Source organism: Pseudomonas sp. KH_046_1, assembly GCF_057839025.1.
The window spans coordinates 1,144,122-1,162,365 of the sequence record NZ_CM174481.1 but is presented as its reverse complement, the minus strand read 5'-3'; the positions used below and the strand labels follow the sequence as shown (position 1 = coordinate 1,162,365).

Below are 18,244 nucleotides of genomic sequence, written 5' to 3'. Positions count from 1 at the left end.
GGTATAAGGCAGGTCGAAACTGTTGCATCCGCGCAACCGGACCAGCGTTAGCCCTCGTATTTTCGGGGCTTGGCTGAGCCAGCGAGTTCATCCTGAGGTCGTGTAAAACACCTGACTATCGATAAAAACTCATTGAAGCCATGACGCCAGCGCATGCCTCAACCGGAGGCATGCGCTCACCTTTTTCGTGCCTTCAGACGGCCCGGATCACGTGTTTGATTTCCTGGAAAGCCTGCAGGCCCCACGGCCCCAATTCGCGGCCGATGCTGCTCTGCTTGTAGCCACCCCAGGCGGTCTGCGGGAAGATCACCTGCGGCGCGTTGATCCACACAAGCCCCGCCTGCAAAGCGTTGGCGACACGGTCAGCGGTCTGTGCATTGCGCGTCACCACACTGGCGACCAGGCCAAACTGGCTGTCGTTGGCCAGGGCAATCGCCTCGGCTTCAGAGGCGAAACGGCGCACGCAGATCACCGGGCCGAAAATCTCTTCATTCCACAACGCACTGTCGAGGGGCACTTCGGTGAACACCGTCGGCTGCAAAAAATATCCGCGCGGCAGGTCGGCCGGGCGATTGCCACCGCAAACCAGCTTGGCGCCAGCACTCAAACCGCGATCGATGTGACCGAGCACGCGCTGGTATTGCGCCTGATTGACCAGGGCGCCCATTTCCACGTTCGGGTCGAACGGGTCGGCCACGCGAATAGCTTCGGCACGGGCTTTCACACGAGTCAGGAATTCATCGGCCAGTTCATCGGCGACCAGCACGCGGCTGGTGGCGGAGCACATCTGCCCGGCGTTGAAGAAACCACCGCCACAGGCCACTTCCACCGCCAAGTCGATATCGGCATCGGCCAGCACCAGCAGCGAGGATTTGCCGCCCAGTTCCAGGCTCACGCCCTTGACGGTTTCAGCCGCTCGTTGCATGACCTGCACGCCGACCGCATTGCTACCGGTGAAGGAAATTTTCGCGATACGCGAGTCTGCCGACAGGGGCGCGCCAACGGCCAGGCCAGTGCCGCACACCAGGTTGAACACGCCCGCAGGCAACCCGGCTTCAGCGATGATCGCCGCCAGTTCCAGCTCCGGCAGCGGCGTCACTTCCGAAGGCTTGAGCACCACGCAGCAACCGGCGGCCAGGGCCGGGGCGAGTTTCCACGCGGTGGTGACCATCGGGAAATTCCACGGCACGATCAGGCCGACCACACCGCAGGGCTCGCGGCGCAGGCGAGCGCTGAAGTCGTCGGTCGGCAGCTCAATGGCGCTGTCCTGTTTCGCGTCCAGCCCTTCGGCCAGACCGGCGTAATACTCGAACGTGGCGATCACATCATCGACGTCGATCGCGGCTTCGAACTGTGGCTTGCCGTTGTTGCTCGACTGAAGGTGCATCAGTTTTTCGCGATTGGCCTGCACGCCCGCGGCGATTTTGCGCAGGATCGCGCCACGCTCGGCACCCGTGGTTTTCGACCAGTCGGCGAACGCCTGGGTCGCCGCGCTCACCGCTTGATCAACCGCGCTTTCATCGCCGCCATTGACGGTGGTCAACAGGGCTTCGGTCGCCGGGTTGATCACACGCAGGTGTTCGTTGCCGGCCAACCATTGGCCGTTGATGTACAGGCCATCCAGGGTCGTAGGGAAAGTCATTTCGACACCGCCTGCATCCACTGGGTCTGGTCGATTTCAATCAGGGTCGGGCCCTGGCGATCGGTGGCCACACGCAATGCGCCACGCAGTTGCTCGACACTGCTGACCGCTTCGGCGGCGCAACCCAATGCCTTGGCCACACCGATGAAGTCCGGGGTGTAGATGTCCACGCCTACCGGCTCGATGGCGCGGTTGACCATGTATTTCTTGATCTCTTCGTAGCCCTGGTTATTCCACAGCAGCACGATCACCGGGGTGCGCGCTTCAACGGCGCTGGCCAGTTCCGGCAGGGTGAACTGCAGGCCACCGTCGCCGATCAGGCACACCACCGGAGGACGCGCGCCACCTTCGACGCGGCCACCCAGCCAGGCGCCAATCGCCGCCGGCAAGGCGTAGCCGAGGGTGCCGTAACCAGTGGACGAGTTGAACCAGCGACGCGGACGCTCCGGGTTGAACGTCAGGTTGCCGGTGTACACCGGTTGGGTCGAATCGCCGACGAATACGGCGTTCGGCAATTCCTGCAGAACGGTTTCGAGGAAACGGGTCTGGGCCAGGGTCGGTGCGTCCCAGGTCGCGGCCAGGTCTTCACGCAAACGGGCGGCACGCACCTGGCCCCAATCGTTGCGGCGCTCGGCCAGGGACTTGTGCGACAGGGCGCTGAGCAACGCCTGGGCGGCGTTGCGCGAGTCGGCCACCAGTGCCACGTGCGGCGGGTAGTTGCGCACGGTCTGGTCCGGGTCGATATCGACGCGCAGCAACTTGCCAGGAATTTCGAAGCCACCGGCGAAGGTCACGTCGTAGTCGGTCTCGGCCAGTTCGGTGCCGATGGCCAGTACCACGTCGGCCTCGGCGACCAGCGCACGGGTGGCGACCAGGCTCTGGGTCGAGCCGATCAGCAACGGGTGACCGGAGGCGAGCATGCCCTTGGCATTGATGGTCAGGGCGACCGGCGCGTCCAGCAGTTCCGCCAGCTCAGTCAGCTCGACGGCCGCGTCGATGGCCCCGCCACCGGCGAGAATCAGCGGACGCTTGGCGTCGGCCAGCAATTCGGTCATGCGCGAAACAGCGCTCGGCGAAGCACCGGCACGGTCGATATTGACCGGCAGGCTGCTGAGCAGGTCATCGGCTTCTTCGACCAATACGTCCAATGGAATTTCGATGTGCACCGGACGCGGACGGCCGGCCTGGAACAGTGCAAAGGCGCGAGCCAGCACGCCCGGCAGCTCGGACGCCGACATCAGGGTGTGGGAGAACGCCGCGACACCGGCGCACAGTGCGCCCTGGTTCGGCAGCTCATGCAGCTTGCCGCGACCGCCGCCCAACTGGCTGCGCGATTGCACGCTGGAGATCACCAGCATCGGGATCGAATCGGCATAGGCCTGGCCCATGGCGGTGGTGATGTTGGTCATGCCAGGGCCGGTGATGATGAAGCACACACCCGGTTTGCCGCTGGTGCGGGCATAGCCGTCGGCCATGAAGCCGGCGCCCTGTTCGTGGCGTGGCGTGACGTGGTTGATGCTCGAACGGGCCAGCCCGCGATACAGCTCCACGGTATGCACCCCCGGAATGCCGAACACCTGCTCGACCCCGTAGTTTTCGAGTAACTTGACCAATACTTCGCCGCACGTCGCCATGTCTTTGCCCTTTTTGTTCGTTTGAGACGCCGGGCATGCGCTGTGTTTATGATGGATTCGCAGGCCCGGGAATGGCCTCATTGGAACGGGCGACAGGTAGCCGCAACAATGGATAAAAAGTCATACTAGCCATGTCCTCACGTCATACCTTGGATCCCAATGAAACGACTGCCTCCCCTGCCGGCGCTGCACACTTTTCTGATTACCGCGCAGTGCTGCAATTTCACCCGGGCCGCCGAACAGCTGCACATCACCCAGGGCGCGGTGAGTCGGCAGATCGCCGGGCTGGAAGATCATCTGGGTTATGAGCTGTTCATCCGCCTGGCCCGAGGCCTGGACCTGACAGCCGAGGGACGGGAATGGCTGCCACGGGTCCAGCAGATTTTCGGCCTGATCGACGAGGCCGTTGAACAGATCGGCGAGAAGCGCGAAACCCTGCAGCTCAAGGCACCGACCTGCGTCATGCGCTGGTTGCTGCCGCGTCTGTTGCAATGGCAAAGAGAACGCCCGGACGTGCCGGTGGAACTGACCACCACGGTCAAGCACGGCGTGGATTTTCATCGCGAGCAATTCGATGCAGCGGTGATGTACGGCGCACCGCCGGACGATTCATTGATGTCGCAAAAACTCTTCGACGAACAACTCACGCCTGTGTGTTCCAGACCGATGCTCGAAGGCCCCATGCCCCTGCAGACACCGGCGGATCTGCAACAACACCTGTTGCTGCACCCGACCCGCGACGAGCGGGACTGGAAGGCCTGGTTGAAAGCCGCGGATGTGCATCTGACCAATGTCGGCAAGGGCCAGCATTTCGAGACACTGGACCTGGCGATGTCGATGGCGTCCCAGGGAACGGGGGTGGCGATTGGCGACTGGTCGCTGATCGGCGATGACCTGAACGCCGGGCGGCTGGTCATGCCATTCGAATTGAAGGTGACAACGGGACTGGCGTATTACCTGGTGTTCCCCGAAAAACCCGGGCCTTCGCCGAAGTTGAGGGAATTGATGGGCTGGTTGGTGGAGCAGGCGCAGTCGCGGTAAAACCGGAAATTCCTGACACATCACCCTGTGGGAGCGAGCTTGCTCGCGATGGCGTCAGGTCAGTCGACATCTATGCCGAATGATCAACCGCTATCGCGAGCAAGCTCGCTCCCACAGGTACCTTGTCAACTCAATAACCGACAGTAAACCGCTGCCGCGAATGCTTCGGCGCTTCCACTTCGTCGAGCATCGCAATCGCGTAGTCGGCAAAGGTAATCCAGCTGCGCCCTGCGCTGCTCACCAGCAAATCATCCTGACCGAGGCGAAATTTCCCGCTGCGATCGCCCTCGACAAATTCGGCCGAAGGCGACAGGAAGGTCCAGTCCAGATCCCGCTCTTCACGCAAGTTCGCGAGAAATTCGGCACCGGCACTGGCCTCTGCCTTGTAAGCCTCAGGGAAACCTTCGCTATCGATCACTCGAGTGCCATCGGGCAATAGCAGCGAACCCGCCCCGCCCACCACCAGCAGACGTTTGACCCCGGCTTTTTTCACCGGGCCAACGACTGCGCTGGCAGGCAGCGTGGCGAAATGCGCCGCGCTGATGACCACGTCATGGCCCGCAATTGCAGCTTGCAACGCAGCGGCATCAAGGGCATCGACGGCCTTGCCGGCCACACCTTCACGCGGGTCGATTTTCGACGTATCACGGGCGATGGCGGTAACGCTGTGACCGCGGCGCAGGGCTTCTTCCAGCAGTTGGCTACCGGCACGACCGGTGGCACCGATGATTGCGATTTTGCTCATGACGTTCTCCAGCGGGTTGAGCTTCTTGGATTTCAGTTGAGGCGGGTTACCACTTCATCTCGCCCTTGGCGACCTTGGCGCTCAGTTCCAGGGAGCTTTCATCACCCAGGGTCGGGAAGCGTTTTTTCATCGCCGCGATCAGCGCGGCAGAATCCTTGGCCTTGGCGGTTTCCTCGTCGAAGGCCTTGATGTAAGCGGCGGTGAACTGCACGGCTGCCAGGGAGCCATCGCTCTCGCCGAGGTAATGACCCGGCACCACGGTCTGCGGCTTCAGGGTTTCAATGGAATGCAGCGTAGCCAACCAATCGGCATGGGACTGTGGCGTTTGCGTGTCCGCCATCCACACGTGGATGTTTTGCGCCACCACGACACCACCCACGACTGCCTTGATCGACGGAATCCACACAAAGCTGCGATCCGGCTGCGGGCCCTCAAGACCCACCACCTGCAACTTCTGCCCTTCAAGGATCAGGCTGTCACCCTTGAGCACACCAGGCACGATGGTTTTGGCCGGCACGTCGGCACCCATTTTCGGGCCCCAGAACGCCAGTTTGCCGTCGACGGTTCGCTTGATGTGGTCAACGGTCGGCTGCGAGGCGAGGACCTTGGCCTTGGGGAACGCGGCCGTCAGGGTATCGAGGCCGAAGTAGTAATCCGGATCGCCATGGCTGATGTAGATGGTGGTCAGTTGCTTGCCGCTGGCGCGGATTTTTTCCACCACCTGCTCGGCCTGGGACTTGCCGAATTGCGCATCCACCAGGATCGCTTCTTTCTCGCCACTGACCAGCACCGAGGTCACCGGGAAGATGGCTTTTTCGCCGGGGTTGTAGACATCCAGCGTCAGGGTCGAGGCGGCTGCATGGGCGGCGAAACCGAGGGTGGCGCCTGCCAGCAAAATGCGCTTCAAAGTGGTGAAACCGATCATCTGTTGCTCCGTTGTCCAATGGCTGTCGTGGTCCCTTGTAGGAGCGAGCTTGCTCGCGATGGACTCAAAGACGCCGCGTTTAACCGGTAACCCGCGTTATCGTTAACGTCCATCGCGAGCAAGCTCGCTCCTACAGAGGAACAGAGCTTAGTTGCCTGACTCAGTACAAAAAATGCGATGCTTGAACATAGTTTGTTTCTGAAAGCGGGCAAATCATGGATCGTCTTCAAGCAATGCGCGTGTTCGTCACGGTGGTCGACCTCGGCAGCCAGTCGGCCGCTGCCGATCATCTGGAGCTGTCACGGCCAGTGGTATCGCGGTATCTGGCGGAACTGGAGGACTGGATCGGCGCGCGCCTGATGCATCGCACCACACGCAAGTTGAGCCTCACCGCCGCCGGCAACGAGATACTGCCCCGCTGTCGGCAGATGCTCGATTTGTCCACGGACATGCAGGCCGCCGTCAGCGAACCGGATGACGCACCGCGCGGCCTGCTGCGGATCAGCGTCAGCACCTCCTTCGGCCAGGCGCAACTGGCCGATGCCATGGCCGCCTATGTCCGACGCTACCCCGGCGTCAGCATCGACATGCAGATGCTCGACCGCACCGTGAACCTGGTGGATGAGCGCATCGACCTGGCGATCCGCACCAGCAACGACCTGGACCCGAACCTGATCGCCCGCCGCCTGACGGTTTGCCGCTCGGTGATCTGCGCGTCCCCCGCTTACTTGCGCGAGCACCCGGCGCCGCAACGGGTCGAGGACCTGAGCCTGCACAATTGCCTGACCCACTCCTACTTCGGCAAAAGCCTGTGGCATTTCGAACAGGACGGCGAGCAGGTTTCTGTACCGGTGCAGGGCAACATCAGCGCCAACGAGGCCAGCACGCTGCTGCGCGCAACGATCGCCGGCGCCGGGGTGGCGATGCTGCCCACGTACCAGGCCGGCGTGCACATCCACAGCGGCGAATTGATTCGCCTGCTGCCGACGGCCGAACCCCGGCAAATGAACGTGTATGCGGTGTATGCCTCACGCAAGCACATGCCGGCGGCGTTGCGCAGCTTGCTGGATTTTCTGGTGCTTAGATTTCCGGAAGAACCGGCGTGGGATATCGGCCTGTAACCGAATCGAAAATGTGGGAGCGGGCTTGCTCGCGAAGAGGTCGGTACATCCGACGTAGATTTTGCGCGTGAAATACCGCTTTCGCGAGCAAGCCCGCTCCCACAAGGGGGGCATCAATGTTCTGAATACCGCGTCAATTGCCGTACCCGCTTTGCTGGTAACTCACCGGCGCTGACCTATGCTCAAAGTAATACCGACAGGTATTCGTTCAGAGGTCAACGCCATGAACATCAGAACAAGAAGATACCTCGCGATTTTCATCACCTGTGCGGTCACACTCGGGCTGTATGGCGCTGCGGCCTGGCGCGTCGAGCAGTTGCGCAACCTGCCCCGTGAAGCCGCGAGCTGCAACTTCGAGCGCTGCATCCCCCACAACGCTACCTTCAACACCCTCCGGTAACGAAGGGGGTCAGGCTTCGTTGTCCTGATCGGCCTTCAAACGGTCACGAAATGCTTTGGGCGAAATCCCCACTCGACGCCGGAACAGGCGCGTGAAGTTGGTCGGATCGGAAAACCCCAACACGTCGGACATTTCATAAATGGTCATGCTGGTGTAGGTCAGCAAACGCTTGGCCTCCAGCAATTGCCGTTCGTGCATGATCTGCAACGCCGGTTGCCCCGCCAGCTCACGGCAGGTGCCATTGAGGTGGGACACGGAAATCCCCAGCCGGTGCGCCAGGTCCTCGACCTTGACGTGCTGGCGATAGGTCTCTTCCACCAGTTGAATAAAGCCATTGAGGTATTCCCGGGCCCGCTGCGGTCGCGCCATGGCGGTGCGCCGCTGGATCACCTGGCGGCTGACCCACACCACGATCACGCTGACCAGTGAATGCATGAGCATTTCCCGCGCCGGTTGATGGCTGGTGTATTCGTTCTGCAAGGCACTGAACAGGCTGTTGAGGTACTCGGCGTCCTTGCCTGCCGGGTAGCTTTCAGACTGGGCCAGGGCATTGACCGATTGCCCCAACTGCATCTGCAGGTGGGCGATCAGCGGCGCGGCCAGGGTCACGACAAACCCTTCCACGTCCTCGGAAAAGCGAAAGCCGTGCACCGATAGCGGTGGCAGGATCTGGATCGCCGGTTCCACCAGTTGCGTTCGCTTGCCTTCGATTTCAAGCTCTGCCTGACCTTTGAATACGAAGAGTAACTGGCACAAATCAGCGTGGCGGTGAGGTTTGATTTCCCAATGATGTTCGCGACTGCGTTTGGAAATAGTTTCACAGTGCAGCAAGTCCGGGGTCGGCCAATCCAGGCTTTCACCGTAGAGCTTGAACACTGGAATCGAAGGCAGGTCAGGCTTGTTCATCACTTCAATCCAGGCCTCGGAGTAGATGGTGGGCGATAATCGCACCGATTGGCAGAATGTACAGCTATCGGCTCAGTTTTCACCTTCAATTGACAGACCCGCAAGGGAAAAATGCAAGCACTCGATCCATAAAAATCATTCACCGGCCCTGGTCGCGTGAAGCTTGCGAGTCATAAGAACAATGAAAACGCTGAAAACCCAAGTCGCCATCATTGGCGCCGGCCCTTCTGGCTTGTTGCTCGGCCAATTGCTGCACAACGCCGGAATCGACACCCTCATTCTCGAACGTCAGACCCCGGACTATGTACTCGGCCGAATCCGCGCCGGCGTGCTTGAACAAGGCATGGTAGAGCTGTTGCGTCAGGCCGGCGTGAGTCAGCGCATGGACGCCGAGGGACTGGTGCATGGCGGCTTCGAACTGGCCCTCGACGGACGCCAGGTACACATCGATCTGCACGCCCTGACGGGTGGCAAGACCGTGATGATCTACGGCCAGACCGAAGTCACCCGCGACCTGATGGCCGCTCGTCGGGAGGCTGGCGCGCAGACGATTTATCAAGCCGACAACGTCGTTCCCCACGGCATGAAAACCGACGAAGCGTTTGTCACTTTTGAGAAAGACGGCGAACGGTATCGTCTCGATTGCGACTACATCACCGGTTGCGACGGCTTCCATGGAGTGGCGCGACAATCGATTCCCGCCGACAGCCTGAAAGTCTTCGAACGGATCTATCCGTTCGGCTGGCTCGGGATCCTGGCCGATACCCCGCCGGTCCACGAAGAACTGGTCTACGCCCGCCATGAGCGCGGTTTTGCCCTGTGCAGCATGCGCTCACCGACACGCACCCGTTACTACCTGCAAGTGCCCACCAGCGATCATGTGGATAACTGGTCGGATCAACGCTTCTGGGACGAACTCAAGTCGCGACTGCCACAAGAGCTGGCGGACAAACTGGTAACGGGGCCGTCCATCGAAAAAAGCATCGCGCCACTGCGCAGCTTCGTCGTCGAACCGATGCAATACGGGCGCATGTTCCTGGTCGGCGATGCCGCGCACATCGTCCCGCCCACCGGCGCCAAGGGCTTGAACCTGGCGGCCAGTGACGTCAGTACGCTGTTCAACATCCTGGTCAAGGTTTACCGCGACGATCGCCTTGATCTGCTGGAGAAATACTCGGAAATCTGCCTGCGCCGCGTGTGGAAGGCCGAGCGGTTTTCCTGGTGGATGACCTCGATGCTGCACCGTTTCGATGACCACGATGCCTTTAGCCAGCGCATCGCCGAGTCGGAGCTGGAGTATTTTGTCGGCTCCGAAGCGGGTCGCAAGACCATTGCAGAAAACTACGTCGGGCTTCCTTATGAGGCTATCGAATAGCTTCCTACCGACTTACACTGGCGAGCATCCCCGCTCGCCTTGCTACTTGCGGGTCAATCACTGCCCGCAGGTTTACCCGTGACCAATCTCCACCAGCCTGAATCGCCCAAACCGGCCATCCGCAGCGTACTGATCGCCCTGATGCTGGCGATCTTTCTCGGGGCGCTGGACCAGACCATCGTCGCTGTTTCGATGCCGGCCATTTCCGCGCAATTCAAGGACGTCAGCCTGCTGGCCTGGGTGATTTCCGGCTACATGGTGGCCATGACCGTGGCGGTGCCGATCTACGGCAAACTGGGCGACCTGTACGGGCGGCGCAAGCTGATGCTGTTTGGCATGGGCCTGTTCACCCTGGCGTCGGTGTTCTGCGGCATGGCCCAGAGCATGGAGCAACTGGTGCTGGCGCGGATCCTCCAGGGCATCGGGGCCGGCGGGATGATTTCGGTGAGCCAGGCGATCATCGGTGACATCGTACCGCCACGGGAGCGCGGTCGTTATCAGGGCTATTTCAGCAGCATGTATGCCGTGGCCAGCGTGGCCGGCCCGGTGCTTGGCGGCTACATGACTGAATACCTGTCCTGGCGCTGGGTGTTCCTGATCAACCTGCCGCTGGGCCTGGGTGCCTGGCTGGTGGCCCATCGCACGCTGGTGGGCCTGCCGATTCCGCAACGCAAACCGATCATCGATTACCTGGGCACCGTGCTGATGATCATCGGGCTGACAGCATTGTTGCTGGGCATCACCCAGGTCGGTCAGGGCCACTCGTGGCGCAGCGCCGAAGTGCTGGCGCTGCTGGCTAGTGCAGTTCTGGTGCTGGGGCTGTTCGTCGTCCACGAGCGGCGGGCACGGGAGCCGTTGCTGCCCATGCATCTGTTCGCCAACCGCAACGCGATCCTGTGCTGGTGCACGATTTTCTTCACCAGTTTCCAGGCCATCTCGCTGATCGTATTGATGCCTCTGCGCTTTCAGAGCGTCACCGGCGCCGGTGCCGACAGCGCCGCCCTGCACCTGCTGCCGCTGGCCATGGGCTTGCCGATTGGCGCGTATTTCGCCGGCCGCCGCACCTCGGTGACCGGGCGCTACAAACCGATGATCCTTGCCGGTGCAGCGCTGATGCCTGTCTCGATTATCGGCATGGCATTCAGCCCGCCGCAGGCGTTCGTCTTGAGCAGTCTGTTCATGCTTCTCTGCGGGATTGCCTCCGGCATGCAGTTCCCGACGTCATTGGTCGGCACGCAGAACTCGGTGGAGCAGCGAGACATCGGCGTGGCCACCAGCACCACCAATCTGTTCCGTTCGCTGGGTGGTGCCGTGGGTGTGGCGTTGATGTCGGCGCTGCTGTTGGCGTTGTTGCAGGATTCGAGTTTCGCGCACCTGGCCAGTTCGTCACTGATTGCCGAAGGCAGTTCGGGGAATGTGTTGCTGGACGGGTTGAATGCCGCGCCGGGTGATGCGCAGAACGCCTTGCGTGCCGAATTGTTGCTGACGTTCCGGCATCTGCTGACGGTCAGCGCCGCCGTTTCATTGCTGGGGCTGGTGGCGGCGATTGCCATGCCGAACATGTTGTTGCGCGGGCGCGAGGACAAGGTTCGCTAGGCAGACCGCGTCGCCTGTATTCGCGAGCAAGCCCGCTCCCACATTAGACCGAGTTGTTCATGAATACGCGGTCAACTGTGGGAGCGGGCTTGCTCGCGAAGGCTGTCTAACAGCCACCACCATTCAAGGGCTGTAATACCCGACCGCCACCAGAAAATGCCCGACCTTCTTCAGGTAGGCATGTTTGTTCTCGACCTTGCCGGTCACCGGGTTTTTCCAGCGATATTCGTATTCGCCATCATCCTGCTGGGCCATCAACGCCAGAATCGGCGCGCCCACCGGTTTGCCTTCCGGGTCCAGGATCTTGCTGAAGTCGGTATTGATCAGCCGCAGGTTGGTGCCGTGGGCCACGTAACGCTGGGTGTCCAGGTCGACGACAAATACGTACAGATCATCCTGCAGGTAGCCGCCCTTGAGGGAGTTGATCGCTGTCAGAGTGCCCTTTTCGTCCTTGGCCAGATCGGTTGCCGCTTTATTCAGCAAGGCCATGGCCTGTTCGGCGGAGGCCCGTGGCAGGTAATAACCGACCGCCAGAATTCGCTGGCCGATGCGCTGGTAGTAGACATGCTTGCGCTCGACCTTGCCGTCGCTCCAGTTCTGCCAGCGATATTCCGCCTGCTGAATGCCATTGCCTTCCGGCACTTTCAGGGCGTCCTTGAAAGTTTTCTGCAAGTCCGGCCCGAGCACTTGCGACACGTCCCGACCAATCAACGCCGACGACGGCCCGCCGCTGGCGAGCATCACGCCCTTGGTGTCGAGCACAAAGACATATCGGTCCTTGTCGACAAACTCACCCTGGCGGCTGAACGCAGCAAAGGCCTTGTCTCCATTCTCGTGGTAGTAAGCCAGGGCTTTTTCCAGCAGAGCGATGGCCGCCTTGCTGTCGTCCTTTTCCGTCCCGACGGCTTGCACCTGGCCCAGGCACAGCAAAAACATGCCGCACAGCAAGGCGAACCTATGCAGAAACCCCATTGCGCATCCCTCGTTCCTGGTGATGTTTCAAGAGCGTAGACCGCAATGGGATTTGTATGGATCCTTCTGATGTTCCTGTAGCGGTCAATTACTGCCGGGCGCGCAGTTGCTGTTGAAGGTTCTGGATCTGCGCCTGAAGGGTATTGATGTTGCGGGTGACCTGACTGCGGAAGGCATCGAACTCGGCAGTGTTGGTCGAACCCTGCGCGGCGGCCGGGCGATTGTCCTGTTCGCTTTTGAGCACAATCATGTCTTGCTCAAGACGTTCGATGGCAGCGCTCGGGTTGCCTTGCTTTTTCAGCGAGACAATATCGGCGCCCAGGCTTTTCAGCTGTGCATCGAGTTTTTCAGCGTCGGACGGGGCACTTTTCAGGGCGGCCAATTCAGCGCTCAAGGCTTTGACCTGGGCCTGCAATTGCGTATTGGCCGTCTGATGTTCGGTGTCCTGGGCAGTCAACTGCACCAGACGCTTGTCCAGTTCGCTGGTTTGCGCGGTCATCTGTGCCAGTCGCTTGTCCAGGTCCGAGGCCTGGCCGGCAACACCTTGCTGTTGGGCGCTCTGGTCCTGGAGCTTGCTTTCCAGCTGGCGGATTTGCAGTTTCAAGGCCTCGCTGTCAGTGGTGACGTTGGTCTGGCTGGCAACAACCTTTCCGGAAATATCCTGCAAGCGCCCTGCCGCTTCCTCACTGATCCGCGCGAAGCTTTCCTGGGTCGCCACCAGTTGCTGTTCCATCAGGGAGATCTGCTGGAAGCTCCACCAGGCCAGGCCCGCGAACGCAAAGATCAGCGCCCCGACCAACGCCCACAGGGGGCCGGTGCTCGCCGCCTTGACCTTCACCACTGGCGCCGTGCGCGAATGCACGACCGTGCGGGCAGTGGGCGGAAAATCGTCATCGAGAACGTCTGCACGCAAGCTCGGTACATCGTCGAAGTCGTCGTTGGCATCGTTACGCATGGACATTGAATAAACCTTAGTGAAACACATGATGGCTTTATGCCGCGCAGTATAAACCCCGCAGCCGTAACCATTGACCCTGAAGTCCCGTATCCGGTTCAGTAAGGGGTCGTTGTCCTGACATCATCGAATAGCCTGAGCCTTCCACCAACCACAGAATTCATCGAGCGCCGTCCAAAGGCTGACCTTGGGATCGTAATCCAGATAATGCCGGGCGCGGCTGATGTCCAGGGTGAAATTTTTGTTCATGACCTGCATGCCCAGACGCGACAACGTCGGTTCGGGACGCCCCGGCCACAACTTGCACACCCCTTCGTTGAGCGCCGCCACGCTGTAGGCCAGGCCGTAGGAACGGTAGCGGGTTACCTGTGGGACTTCCATGTTGCGCATGACGTAATTGACTACGTCCCACAGGGGAATCGGCGTGCCGTTGCTGATGTTGTAAGCCTTGCCCAGCGCAGAACCGCTGGCGAGCAAACTGCTGAGCAACGCTTCGTTGAGGTTTTGCACGCTGGTGAAGTCAACTTTGTTCAGACCGTTGCCGATGATTGCCAGGCGCCCCTTGCGCTGCATGTTCAACAGGCGCGGGAAGATGCTCATGTCGCCGGCCCCGGTGACGAAACGCGGGCGCAGGGCCAGGGTTTCGAGGCCGAACTCCTGGGCGCCGAAGACTTTTTGTTCGGCCAGGTACTTGGTGGCGGCGTAAGGGTACTTGAAGCGCTTGGGCACCTGTTCTTCGGTCAGGCCCAGGTGATCGCGACCATCGAAGTAGATCGACGGCGACGACAAATGCACCAGCCGCCGAACCCGTTGCTTGAGGCAGGCTTCGACCACGTTCTCGGTGACCTGGACGTTGCCCTGATGGAAGTCCTGATAACGTCCCCACAAACCGACTGCCCCGGCGCAATGCACCACGGCCTCGACGTCCGAACACAGCTCGCGCGCCAGTTCCGGGTCGCTCAAGTCGCCCGGGATGAACTCGGCTCCGCGGCGTACCAGATGCTCCACACTCTCGGCCCGGCGACCGTTGACCCGCACGTCCAGGCCCTGCTCCAGGGCAAAACGCGCAAAGCGCCCGCCGATGAAGCCGCTTGCGCCGGTAACCAGAATCTTCATGAATTGCTCCGAATATTTCGTTTTGCGTATTACGTGAGATCTTGACGCTGCGCGTCAGTCCAAGGGCACCAGCCATTGCTTCGATGCGCTGACCAATTGATCGGTGAGCAGCCCCAGCAACTGACCGCCATTACGCCAATGATGCCAGTACAGCGGCACATCGATCGGCTTATCTGGCAGCAGCTCCTGCAATACGCCCCTTTGCAGTTGCTCGCGTACCTGCAGTTCCGGGACCAGCCCCCAGCCCAGCCCGGCTTCCGTCAGACGAATGAAACCTTCGGAGGACGGGCACAAATGGTGTTCGAAACCGCCCTCGACGCCCAGGGACGCAAGGTAGCGATGCTGCAGGAAGTCGTCCGGACCAAACACCAGCGCCGGGGTCCGGGACAACTGATCGGCGCGTACGCCCTGCGGAAAATGCCGGGCAATAAAGGCGGGGCTGGCCAGCGCACGGTAACGCATGGCCCCCAGCAACACGCTGCGCGCGCCAGCCACAGGGCGCTCGCTGGCACAGACACAGGCCGCCACTTCACCAGCGCGCATGCGCTTGAGGCCGACGGTCTGGTCTTCGACCACCAGATCCATCAGCAGATGCTGTTCCGCGCAAAACTCGCCCACCGCCTGCGCCCACCAGGTGGCCAGGCTGTCCGCGTTCAGGGCGATCCGCAGGCGTTCCGGCAGGCCCTCTTCATCCAGCGCCGGCACCAGGCTTTGCAGATCCCGTTCAAGCAATCGCACCTGCTGCACATGGTTGAGCAACCGCCGACCGATTTCCGTCGGCGTTGGCGGCGTGGCCCGCACCAGCACCGGTTGGCCAACCCGCGCTTCCAGCAGCTTGATGCGCTGGGAGATCGCCGATTGCGACAAGCCCAGCACCTGGGCCGCCCGTTCAAAACCGGCCTGTTCGACCACGGCGGCCAGGGCAGAAAGCAATTTATAGTCGAACATCAGTTTTCCTAATGAGCGATCAGCAAGATTGGTTTTTCTTATACAGCCTTCACAAGGACAATGACCAGCATGAACTCTTGAACAAGGATCACCCACATGGCTGGCGAAACTTCATTGGCAACGCTGCTGCGCAGCATGAGCCCGCAACTCAACGCCGGCGAATACGTGTTCTGCACTTTGCGCGACGGCAAGTTGCCTACGGATCTGGAAATTGTCGGCAGCTTTCGCGAGCAGGAAGGCCTGACCGTGATTCTCGAACGTTCCCGTGCCGTAAAGGCCGGGTTCAGCTTCGACTACATCGCCGCCTGGATCACCTTGAACGTACATTCAGCCCTCGAAGCGGTCGGTCTGACCGCCGCATTCGCCACGGCGCTTGGCCAGGCAGGAATCAGCTGCAACGTGATTGCCGGCTACTACCACGACCATCTGTTTGTCGGCCAGGCCGACGCCGACCGTGCCCTGCAAGTGCTGCGGGATCTGGCAGCCAACGCGGAGTAAAAAATCATGTGGCAAAGTTATGTGAACGGCCTGTTGGTGGCCTTCGGCCTGATCATGGCGATCGGCACCCAGAATGCGTTTGTCCTGGCGCAAAGCCTGCGCCGTGAACATCACCTGCCGGTGGCCGCGCTCTGCGTGGCCTGCGACGCCCTGTTGGTGGCCGCCGGAGTGTTCGGCCTGGCGACCGTACTGGCGCAGAACCCGACGCTGTTGGCCATCGCCCGTTGGGGCGGCGCAGCGTTCCTGTTGTGGTATGGCAGCCAGGCGCTACGTCGGGCCTTTTCCAAGCAGAGCCTTGAGCAGGGCGAGAACCAGACCGTACGCTCACTGCGGGCGGTGATGCTCAGTGCGCTGGCGGTGACCTTGCTCAACCCGCACGTCTATCTGGACACCGTTTTGCTGATCGGCTCCCTGGGCGCACAACAAACCGAGCCCGGCGCTTATGTCGTCGGCGCGGCCAGCGCCTCGCTGCTGTGGTTTTTCACCCTAGCCCTCGGTGCGGCATGGCTGGCACCGTGTCTCGCCCGCCCCAGCACCTGGCGAATTCTCGATCTGTTGGTGGCGGTGATGATGTTTGCCGTAGCACTGCAGTTGATCATGGCCAGCTGATTGGCGGAACCTCTATTCCACACAGTTGTTGCGTGGTTATGCCGCCCCCCCGGTGCTATGATCCGACTCCCTGCGCCGCAAAGAGTACAAACTCCCCGGCGCTTGTCTGGCCGCCCGTGATCGGCCTTGCGCTCACCGCAACTGACCTGATTAGGAGAATCATCATGGCTTTCGAATTGCCGCCACTGCCGTACGCACACGATGCCCTGCAGCCGCACATCTCCAAGGAAACCCTGGAGTTCCACCACGACAAGCACCACAACACCTACGTCGTGAACCTGAACAACCTGGTGCCAGGCACCGAGTTCGAAGGCAAGACCCTGGAAGAAATCGTCAAGACTTCCTCGGGCGGTATCTTCAACAACGCCGCTCAGGTCTGGAACCACACTTTCTACTGGAACTGCCTGGCGCCAAACGCCGGCGGTCAACCAACCGGCGCTCTGGCTGAAGCCATCAACGCGGCTTTCGGTTCGTTCGACAAGTTCAAGGAAGAGTTCAGCAAGACGTCCATCGGCACCTTCGGTTCCGGTTGGGGCTGGCTGGTGAAAAAGGCTGACGGTTCCCTGGCCCTGGCCAGCACCATCGGCGCCGGCAACCCGCTGACCAACGGCGACACCCCGCTGCTGACCTGCGACGTCTGGGAACACGCTTACTACATCGACTACCGCAACCTGCGTCCGAAGTACGTCGAGGCGTTCTGGAACCTGGTCAACTGGAAGTTCGTGGCTGAGCAGTTCGAAGGCAAAACCTTCACCGCTTAAGCTCGATGCCAGACAAAAACCCGGCCTTGTGCCGGGTTTTTTTATGGAAGGAATATGAGCAAAGGGACGGTGGTGATTGTCCCGCCGTCTTCGCGAGCAGGCTCGCTCCCACAGGTCACCACCGAGCCAGTGGGAGCGAGCCTGCTCGCGAAGAACGATAACGCGGTCAGCCTGCCAACTACCGTGGATCGACGTTATCCAACGCGCGATTCACCGCCAGCTCCGCCAACATGACAATCTGCGCAATGGCCAGCGCCGTGTTTCGCTGGGGGCCAGTCAGGCAGGTGGCGAAATCACTCGCCATGACATTGACTGAAGCCAGTGATTCACAGGCGTGGGCAAGCAGGCTTTCAGTGTCCATGTCGGGGACGATCGTGAACATGGTGCGGGGGCTGTAGGGTTTGGTGGTGTTGTAGGGGGGATCGGGGATTAACTTATCCAAAATATGCTCCTTATCGATTGGAGCCATCTCTCGCCGTTTCTCACGCGGGCGAAGAGGTGGCAGCTATGTGCGGAGTGAGAAACCGGCAAGAGAGCAATCCGGCCAGACCGAGGTCTGCCCGCACACAGCCGCCATAAAGCATTGCTGGCAGCGGATAAGCTGGCGGCAATTATGGTGGTACTGGCGCTGGATTAACACTCTCTTGCGGGTTCTCACGCCCGATCGCTGAAGCATTTCAGCGATCACCAAAGGTTATTCAGCCCGCTTCCGACGGACAACCTGAAAACTGCGTGGGAAACTTCTGGCGCTTTCCTACACCGCGTTAACCCGCAAAAACGTAACGCGGAGCCAGCTCCCACAGGGATCGGGGACATCTGCAAAAACCAGGTCGGCTGTCAGGCCGCCATCGCGAGCAAGCTCGCTCCCACAGAAGAGCAAAGGCAGAGCAGCCCACACCACCGCGTCGCTTCTCACCACTCATCAGGCCGAGCGTTAGCTCGCCTGCAGCTTTTGATCTTGATCCACCCGCCCCCTCGGCAGGCTGAGTGGAGGTGTTCA

18 protein-coding genes are annotated in these 18,244 nt (G+C 60.9%); 8 read left to right on the top strand and 10 right to left on the bottom strand.

Going from position 1 to position 18,244, the window contains the following annotated elements:
* Positions 1 to 193: 193 nt before the first annotated feature.
* Together AC3IT9_RS05190 and AC3IT9_RS05185 are read right to left on the bottom strand one after the other, a co-directional pair.
* A complete protein-coding gene (locus AC3IT9_RS05190; protein WP_489272271.1) occupies positions 194 to 1,642 on the bottom strand; it encodes an aldehyde dehydrogenase family protein in 1,449 nt (482 codons plus the stop codon).
* Positions 1,639 to 3,276 (bottom strand): 5-guanidino-2-oxopentanoate decarboxylase, encoded by a 1,638-nt coding sequence (locus tag AC3IT9_RS05185; RefSeq protein WP_489272270.1) that lies wholly within the window; start codon positions 3,274 to 3,276, stop codon positions 1,639 to 1,641. Before AC3IT9_RS05185 ends, AC3IT9_RS05190 begins: the two co-directional genes overlap by 4 nt.
* A 159-nt stretch (positions 3,277 to 3,435) precedes the next feature.
* Here AC3IT9_RS05185 and AC3IT9_RS05180 point away from each other — a divergent pair, with 159 nt between their 5' ends.
* Positions 3,436 to 4,317 carry a LysR substrate-binding domain-containing protein gene (locus tag AC3IT9_RS05180; RefSeq protein WP_150728056.1) on the top strand — a complete coding sequence of 294 codons (882 nt, stop codon included), beginning with the start codon at positions 3,436 to 3,438 and terminating at the stop codon, positions 4,315 to 4,317.
* Positions 4,318 to 4,447: 130 nt separating this feature from the next.
* On the opposite strand, the gene AC3IT9_RS05175 is transcribed toward AC3IT9_RS05180, so the two are convergent.
* Entirely contained in the window at positions 4,448 to 5,062 is a 615-nt protein-coding gene (locus AC3IT9_RS05175; protein ID WP_489272268.1) for an NAD(P)-dependent oxidoreductase, read from the bottom strand.
* A 46-nt stretch (positions 5,063 to 5,108) separates the two neighbouring features.
* Positions 5,109 to 5,987 carry an MBL fold metallo-hydrolase gene (locus AC3IT9_RS05170; RefSeq protein WP_489272266.1) on the bottom strand — a complete coding sequence of 293 codons (879 nt, stop codon included), beginning with the start codon at positions 5,985 to 5,987 and terminating at the stop codon, positions 5,109 to 5,111.
* A gap of 215 nt (positions 5,988 to 6,202) precedes the next feature.
* Between AC3IT9_RS05170 and AC3IT9_RS05165 the strand changes: the two genes are divergently transcribed.
* Together AC3IT9_RS05165 and AC3IT9_RS05160 are read left to right on the top strand one after the other, a co-directional pair.
* Positions 6,203 to 7,108, top strand: coding sequence for a LysR family transcriptional regulator (locus AC3IT9_RS05165; protein WP_224789730.1), 906 nt, complete (start codon positions 6,203 to 6,205; stop codon positions 7,106 to 7,108).
* A 223-nt stretch (positions 7,109 to 7,331) separates the two neighbouring features.
* Positions 7,332 to 7,508 (top strand): hypothetical protein, encoded by a 177-nt coding sequence (locus AC3IT9_RS05160; RefSeq protein WP_191624890.1) that lies wholly within the window; start codon positions 7,332 to 7,334, stop codon positions 7,506 to 7,508.
* 9 nt (positions 7,509 to 7,517) lie between these two features.
* Here the strand turns inward: AC3IT9_RS05160 and AC3IT9_RS05155 are convergent, their stop codons facing one another.
* On the bottom strand, positions 7,518 to 8,414 hold the full coding sequence (locus AC3IT9_RS05155) for a helix-turn-helix domain-containing protein (RefSeq protein WP_090457497.1): 897 nt from the start codon (positions 8,412 to 8,414) through the stop codon (positions 7,518 to 7,520).
* A 190-nt stretch (positions 8,415 to 8,604) separates the two neighbouring features.
* Here AC3IT9_RS05155 and pobA point away from each other — a divergent pair, with 190 nt between their 5' ends.
* A complete protein-coding gene (gene pobA / locus AC3IT9_RS05150; protein WP_489273481.1) occupies positions 8,605 to 9,789 on the top strand; it encodes a 4-hydroxybenzoate 3-monooxygenase in 1,185 nt (394 codons plus the stop codon).
* Positions 9,790 to 9,867: 78 nt separating this feature from the next.
* Positions 9,868 to 11,385 (top strand): MDR family MFS transporter, encoded by a 1,518-nt coding sequence (locus AC3IT9_RS05145; protein WP_489272265.1) that lies wholly within the window; start codon positions 9,868 to 9,870, stop codon positions 11,383 to 11,385.
* Between the two features lie 123 nt (positions 11,386 to 11,508).
* Here AC3IT9_RS05145 and AC3IT9_RS05140 read toward each other — a convergent pair whose 3' ends face one another.
* From AC3IT9_RS05140 to AC3IT9_RS05125, 4 genes are all read right to left on the bottom strand, one after another.
* Complete coding sequence (locus AC3IT9_RS05140; protein WP_489272263.1) at positions 11,509 to 12,357, bottom strand: cache domain-containing protein; 849 nt, start codon at positions 12,355 to 12,357, stop codon at positions 11,509 to 11,511.
* A gap of 88 nt (positions 12,358 to 12,445) precedes the next feature.
* Positions 12,446 to 13,318, bottom strand: coding sequence for an ATPase (locus tag AC3IT9_RS05135; RefSeq protein WP_150754834.1), 873 nt, complete (start codon positions 13,316 to 13,318; stop codon positions 12,446 to 12,448).
* Positions 13,319 to 13,435: 117 nt separating this feature from the next.
* On the bottom strand, positions 13,436 to 14,428 hold the full coding sequence (locus tag AC3IT9_RS05130; protein ID WP_489272262.1) for an NAD-dependent epimerase/dehydratase family protein: 993 nt from the start codon (positions 14,426 to 14,428) through the stop codon (positions 13,436 to 13,438).
* Positions 14,429 to 14,482: 54 nt separating this feature from the next.
* Positions 14,483 to 15,376, bottom strand: coding sequence for a LysR family transcriptional regulator ArgP (locus tag AC3IT9_RS05125; protein ID WP_150754836.1), 894 nt, complete (start codon positions 15,374 to 15,376; stop codon positions 14,483 to 14,485).
* Between the two features lie 96 nt (positions 15,377 to 15,472).
* Between AC3IT9_RS05125 and AC3IT9_RS05120 the strand changes: the two genes are divergently transcribed.
* From AC3IT9_RS05120 to AC3IT9_RS05110, 3 genes are all read left to right on the top strand, one after another.
* Positions 15,473 to 15,874, top strand: coding sequence for an ACT domain-containing protein (locus AC3IT9_RS05120; protein ID WP_150754837.1), 402 nt, complete (start codon positions 15,473 to 15,475; stop codon positions 15,872 to 15,874).
* A 6-nt stretch (positions 15,875 to 15,880) separates the two neighbouring features.
* Positions 15,881 to 16,483: a LysE/ArgO family amino acid transporter gene (locus AC3IT9_RS05115; protein WP_489272260.1), complete on the top strand. Its 603-nt coding sequence runs from the start codon at positions 15,881 to 15,883 to the stop codon at positions 16,481 to 16,483.
* 164 nt (positions 16,484 to 16,647) lie between these two features.
* Positions 16,648 to 17,244 carry a superoxide dismutase gene (locus AC3IT9_RS05110; RefSeq protein ID WP_008022038.1) on the top strand — a complete coding sequence of 199 codons (597 nt, stop codon included), beginning with the start codon at positions 16,648 to 16,650 and terminating at the stop codon, positions 17,242 to 17,244.
* 178 nt (positions 17,245 to 17,422) lie between these two features.
* On the opposite strand, the gene AC3IT9_RS05105 is transcribed toward AC3IT9_RS05110, so the two are convergent.
* A complete protein-coding gene (locus AC3IT9_RS05105; RefSeq protein ID WP_489272258.1) occupies positions 17,423 to 17,686 on the bottom strand; it encodes a DUF6124 family protein in 264 nt (87 codons plus the stop codon).
* Positions 17,687 to 18,244 lie beyond the last annotated feature (558 nt).

What these genes read in the sequence shown, in the direction of transcription:
- AC3IT9_RS05130 (WP_489272262.1), bottom strand. Translation starts at nt 14,428, where the DNA reads ATGAAGATTCTGGTTACCGGCGCAAGCGGCTTCATCGGCGGGCGCTTT.
- AC3IT9_RS05120 (WP_150754837.1), top strand. Translation starts at nt 15,473, where the DNA reads ATGGCTGGCGAAACTTCATTGGCAACGCTGCTGCGCAGCATGAGCCCG.
- AC3IT9_RS05165 (WP_224789730.1), top strand. Translation starts at nt 6,203, where the DNA reads ATGGATCGTCTTCAAGCAATGCGCGTGTTCGTCACGGTGGTCGACCTC.
- AC3IT9_RS05135 (WP_150754834.1), bottom strand. Translation starts at nt 13,318, where the DNA reads ATGTCCATGCGTAACGATGCCAACGACGACTTCGACGATGTACCGAGC.
- AC3IT9_RS05175 (WP_489272268.1), bottom strand. Translation starts at nt 5,062, where the DNA reads ATGAGCAAAATCGCAATCATCGGTGCCACCGGTCGTGCCGGTAGCCAA.
- AC3IT9_RS05115 (WP_489272260.1), top strand. Translation starts at nt 15,881, where the DNA reads ATGTGGCAAAGTTATGTGAACGGCCTGTTGGTGGCCTTCGGCCTGATC.
- AC3IT9_RS05160 (WP_191624890.1), top strand. Translation starts at nt 7,332, where the DNA reads ATGAACATCAGAACAAGAAGATACCTCGCGATTTTCATCACCTGTGCG.
- AC3IT9_RS05140 (WP_489272263.1), bottom strand. Translation starts at nt 12,357, where the DNA reads ATGGGGTTTCTGCATAGGTTCGCCTTGCTGTGCGGCATGTTTTTGCTG.
- AC3IT9_RS05185 (WP_489272270.1), bottom strand. Translation starts at nt 3,276, where the DNA reads ATGGCGACGTGCGGCGAAGTATTGGTCAAGTTACTCGAAAACTACGGG.
- AC3IT9_RS05125 (WP_150754836.1), bottom strand. Translation starts at nt 15,376, where the DNA reads ATGTTCGACTATAAATTGCTTTCTGCCCTGGCCGCCGTGGTCGAACAG.
- AC3IT9_RS05180 (WP_150728056.1), top strand. Translation starts at nt 3,436, where the DNA reads ATGAAACGACTGCCTCCCCTGCCGGCGCTGCACACTTTTCTGATTACC.
- AC3IT9_RS05110 (WP_008022038.1), top strand. Translation starts at nt 16,648, where the DNA reads ATGGCTTTCGAATTGCCGCCACTGCCGTACGCACACGATGCCCTGCAG.
- AC3IT9_RS05170 (WP_489272266.1), bottom strand. Translation starts at nt 5,987, where the DNA reads ATGATCGGTTTCACCACTTTGAAGCGCATTTTGCTGGCAGGCGCCACC.
- AC3IT9_RS05155 (WP_090457497.1), bottom strand. Translation starts at nt 8,414, where the DNA reads ATGAACAAGCCTGACCTGCCTTCGATTCCAGTGTTCAAGCTCTACGGT.
- AC3IT9_RS05190 (WP_489272271.1), bottom strand. Translation starts at nt 1,642, where the DNA reads ATGACTTTCCCTACGACCCTGGATGGCCTGTACATCAACGGCCAATGG.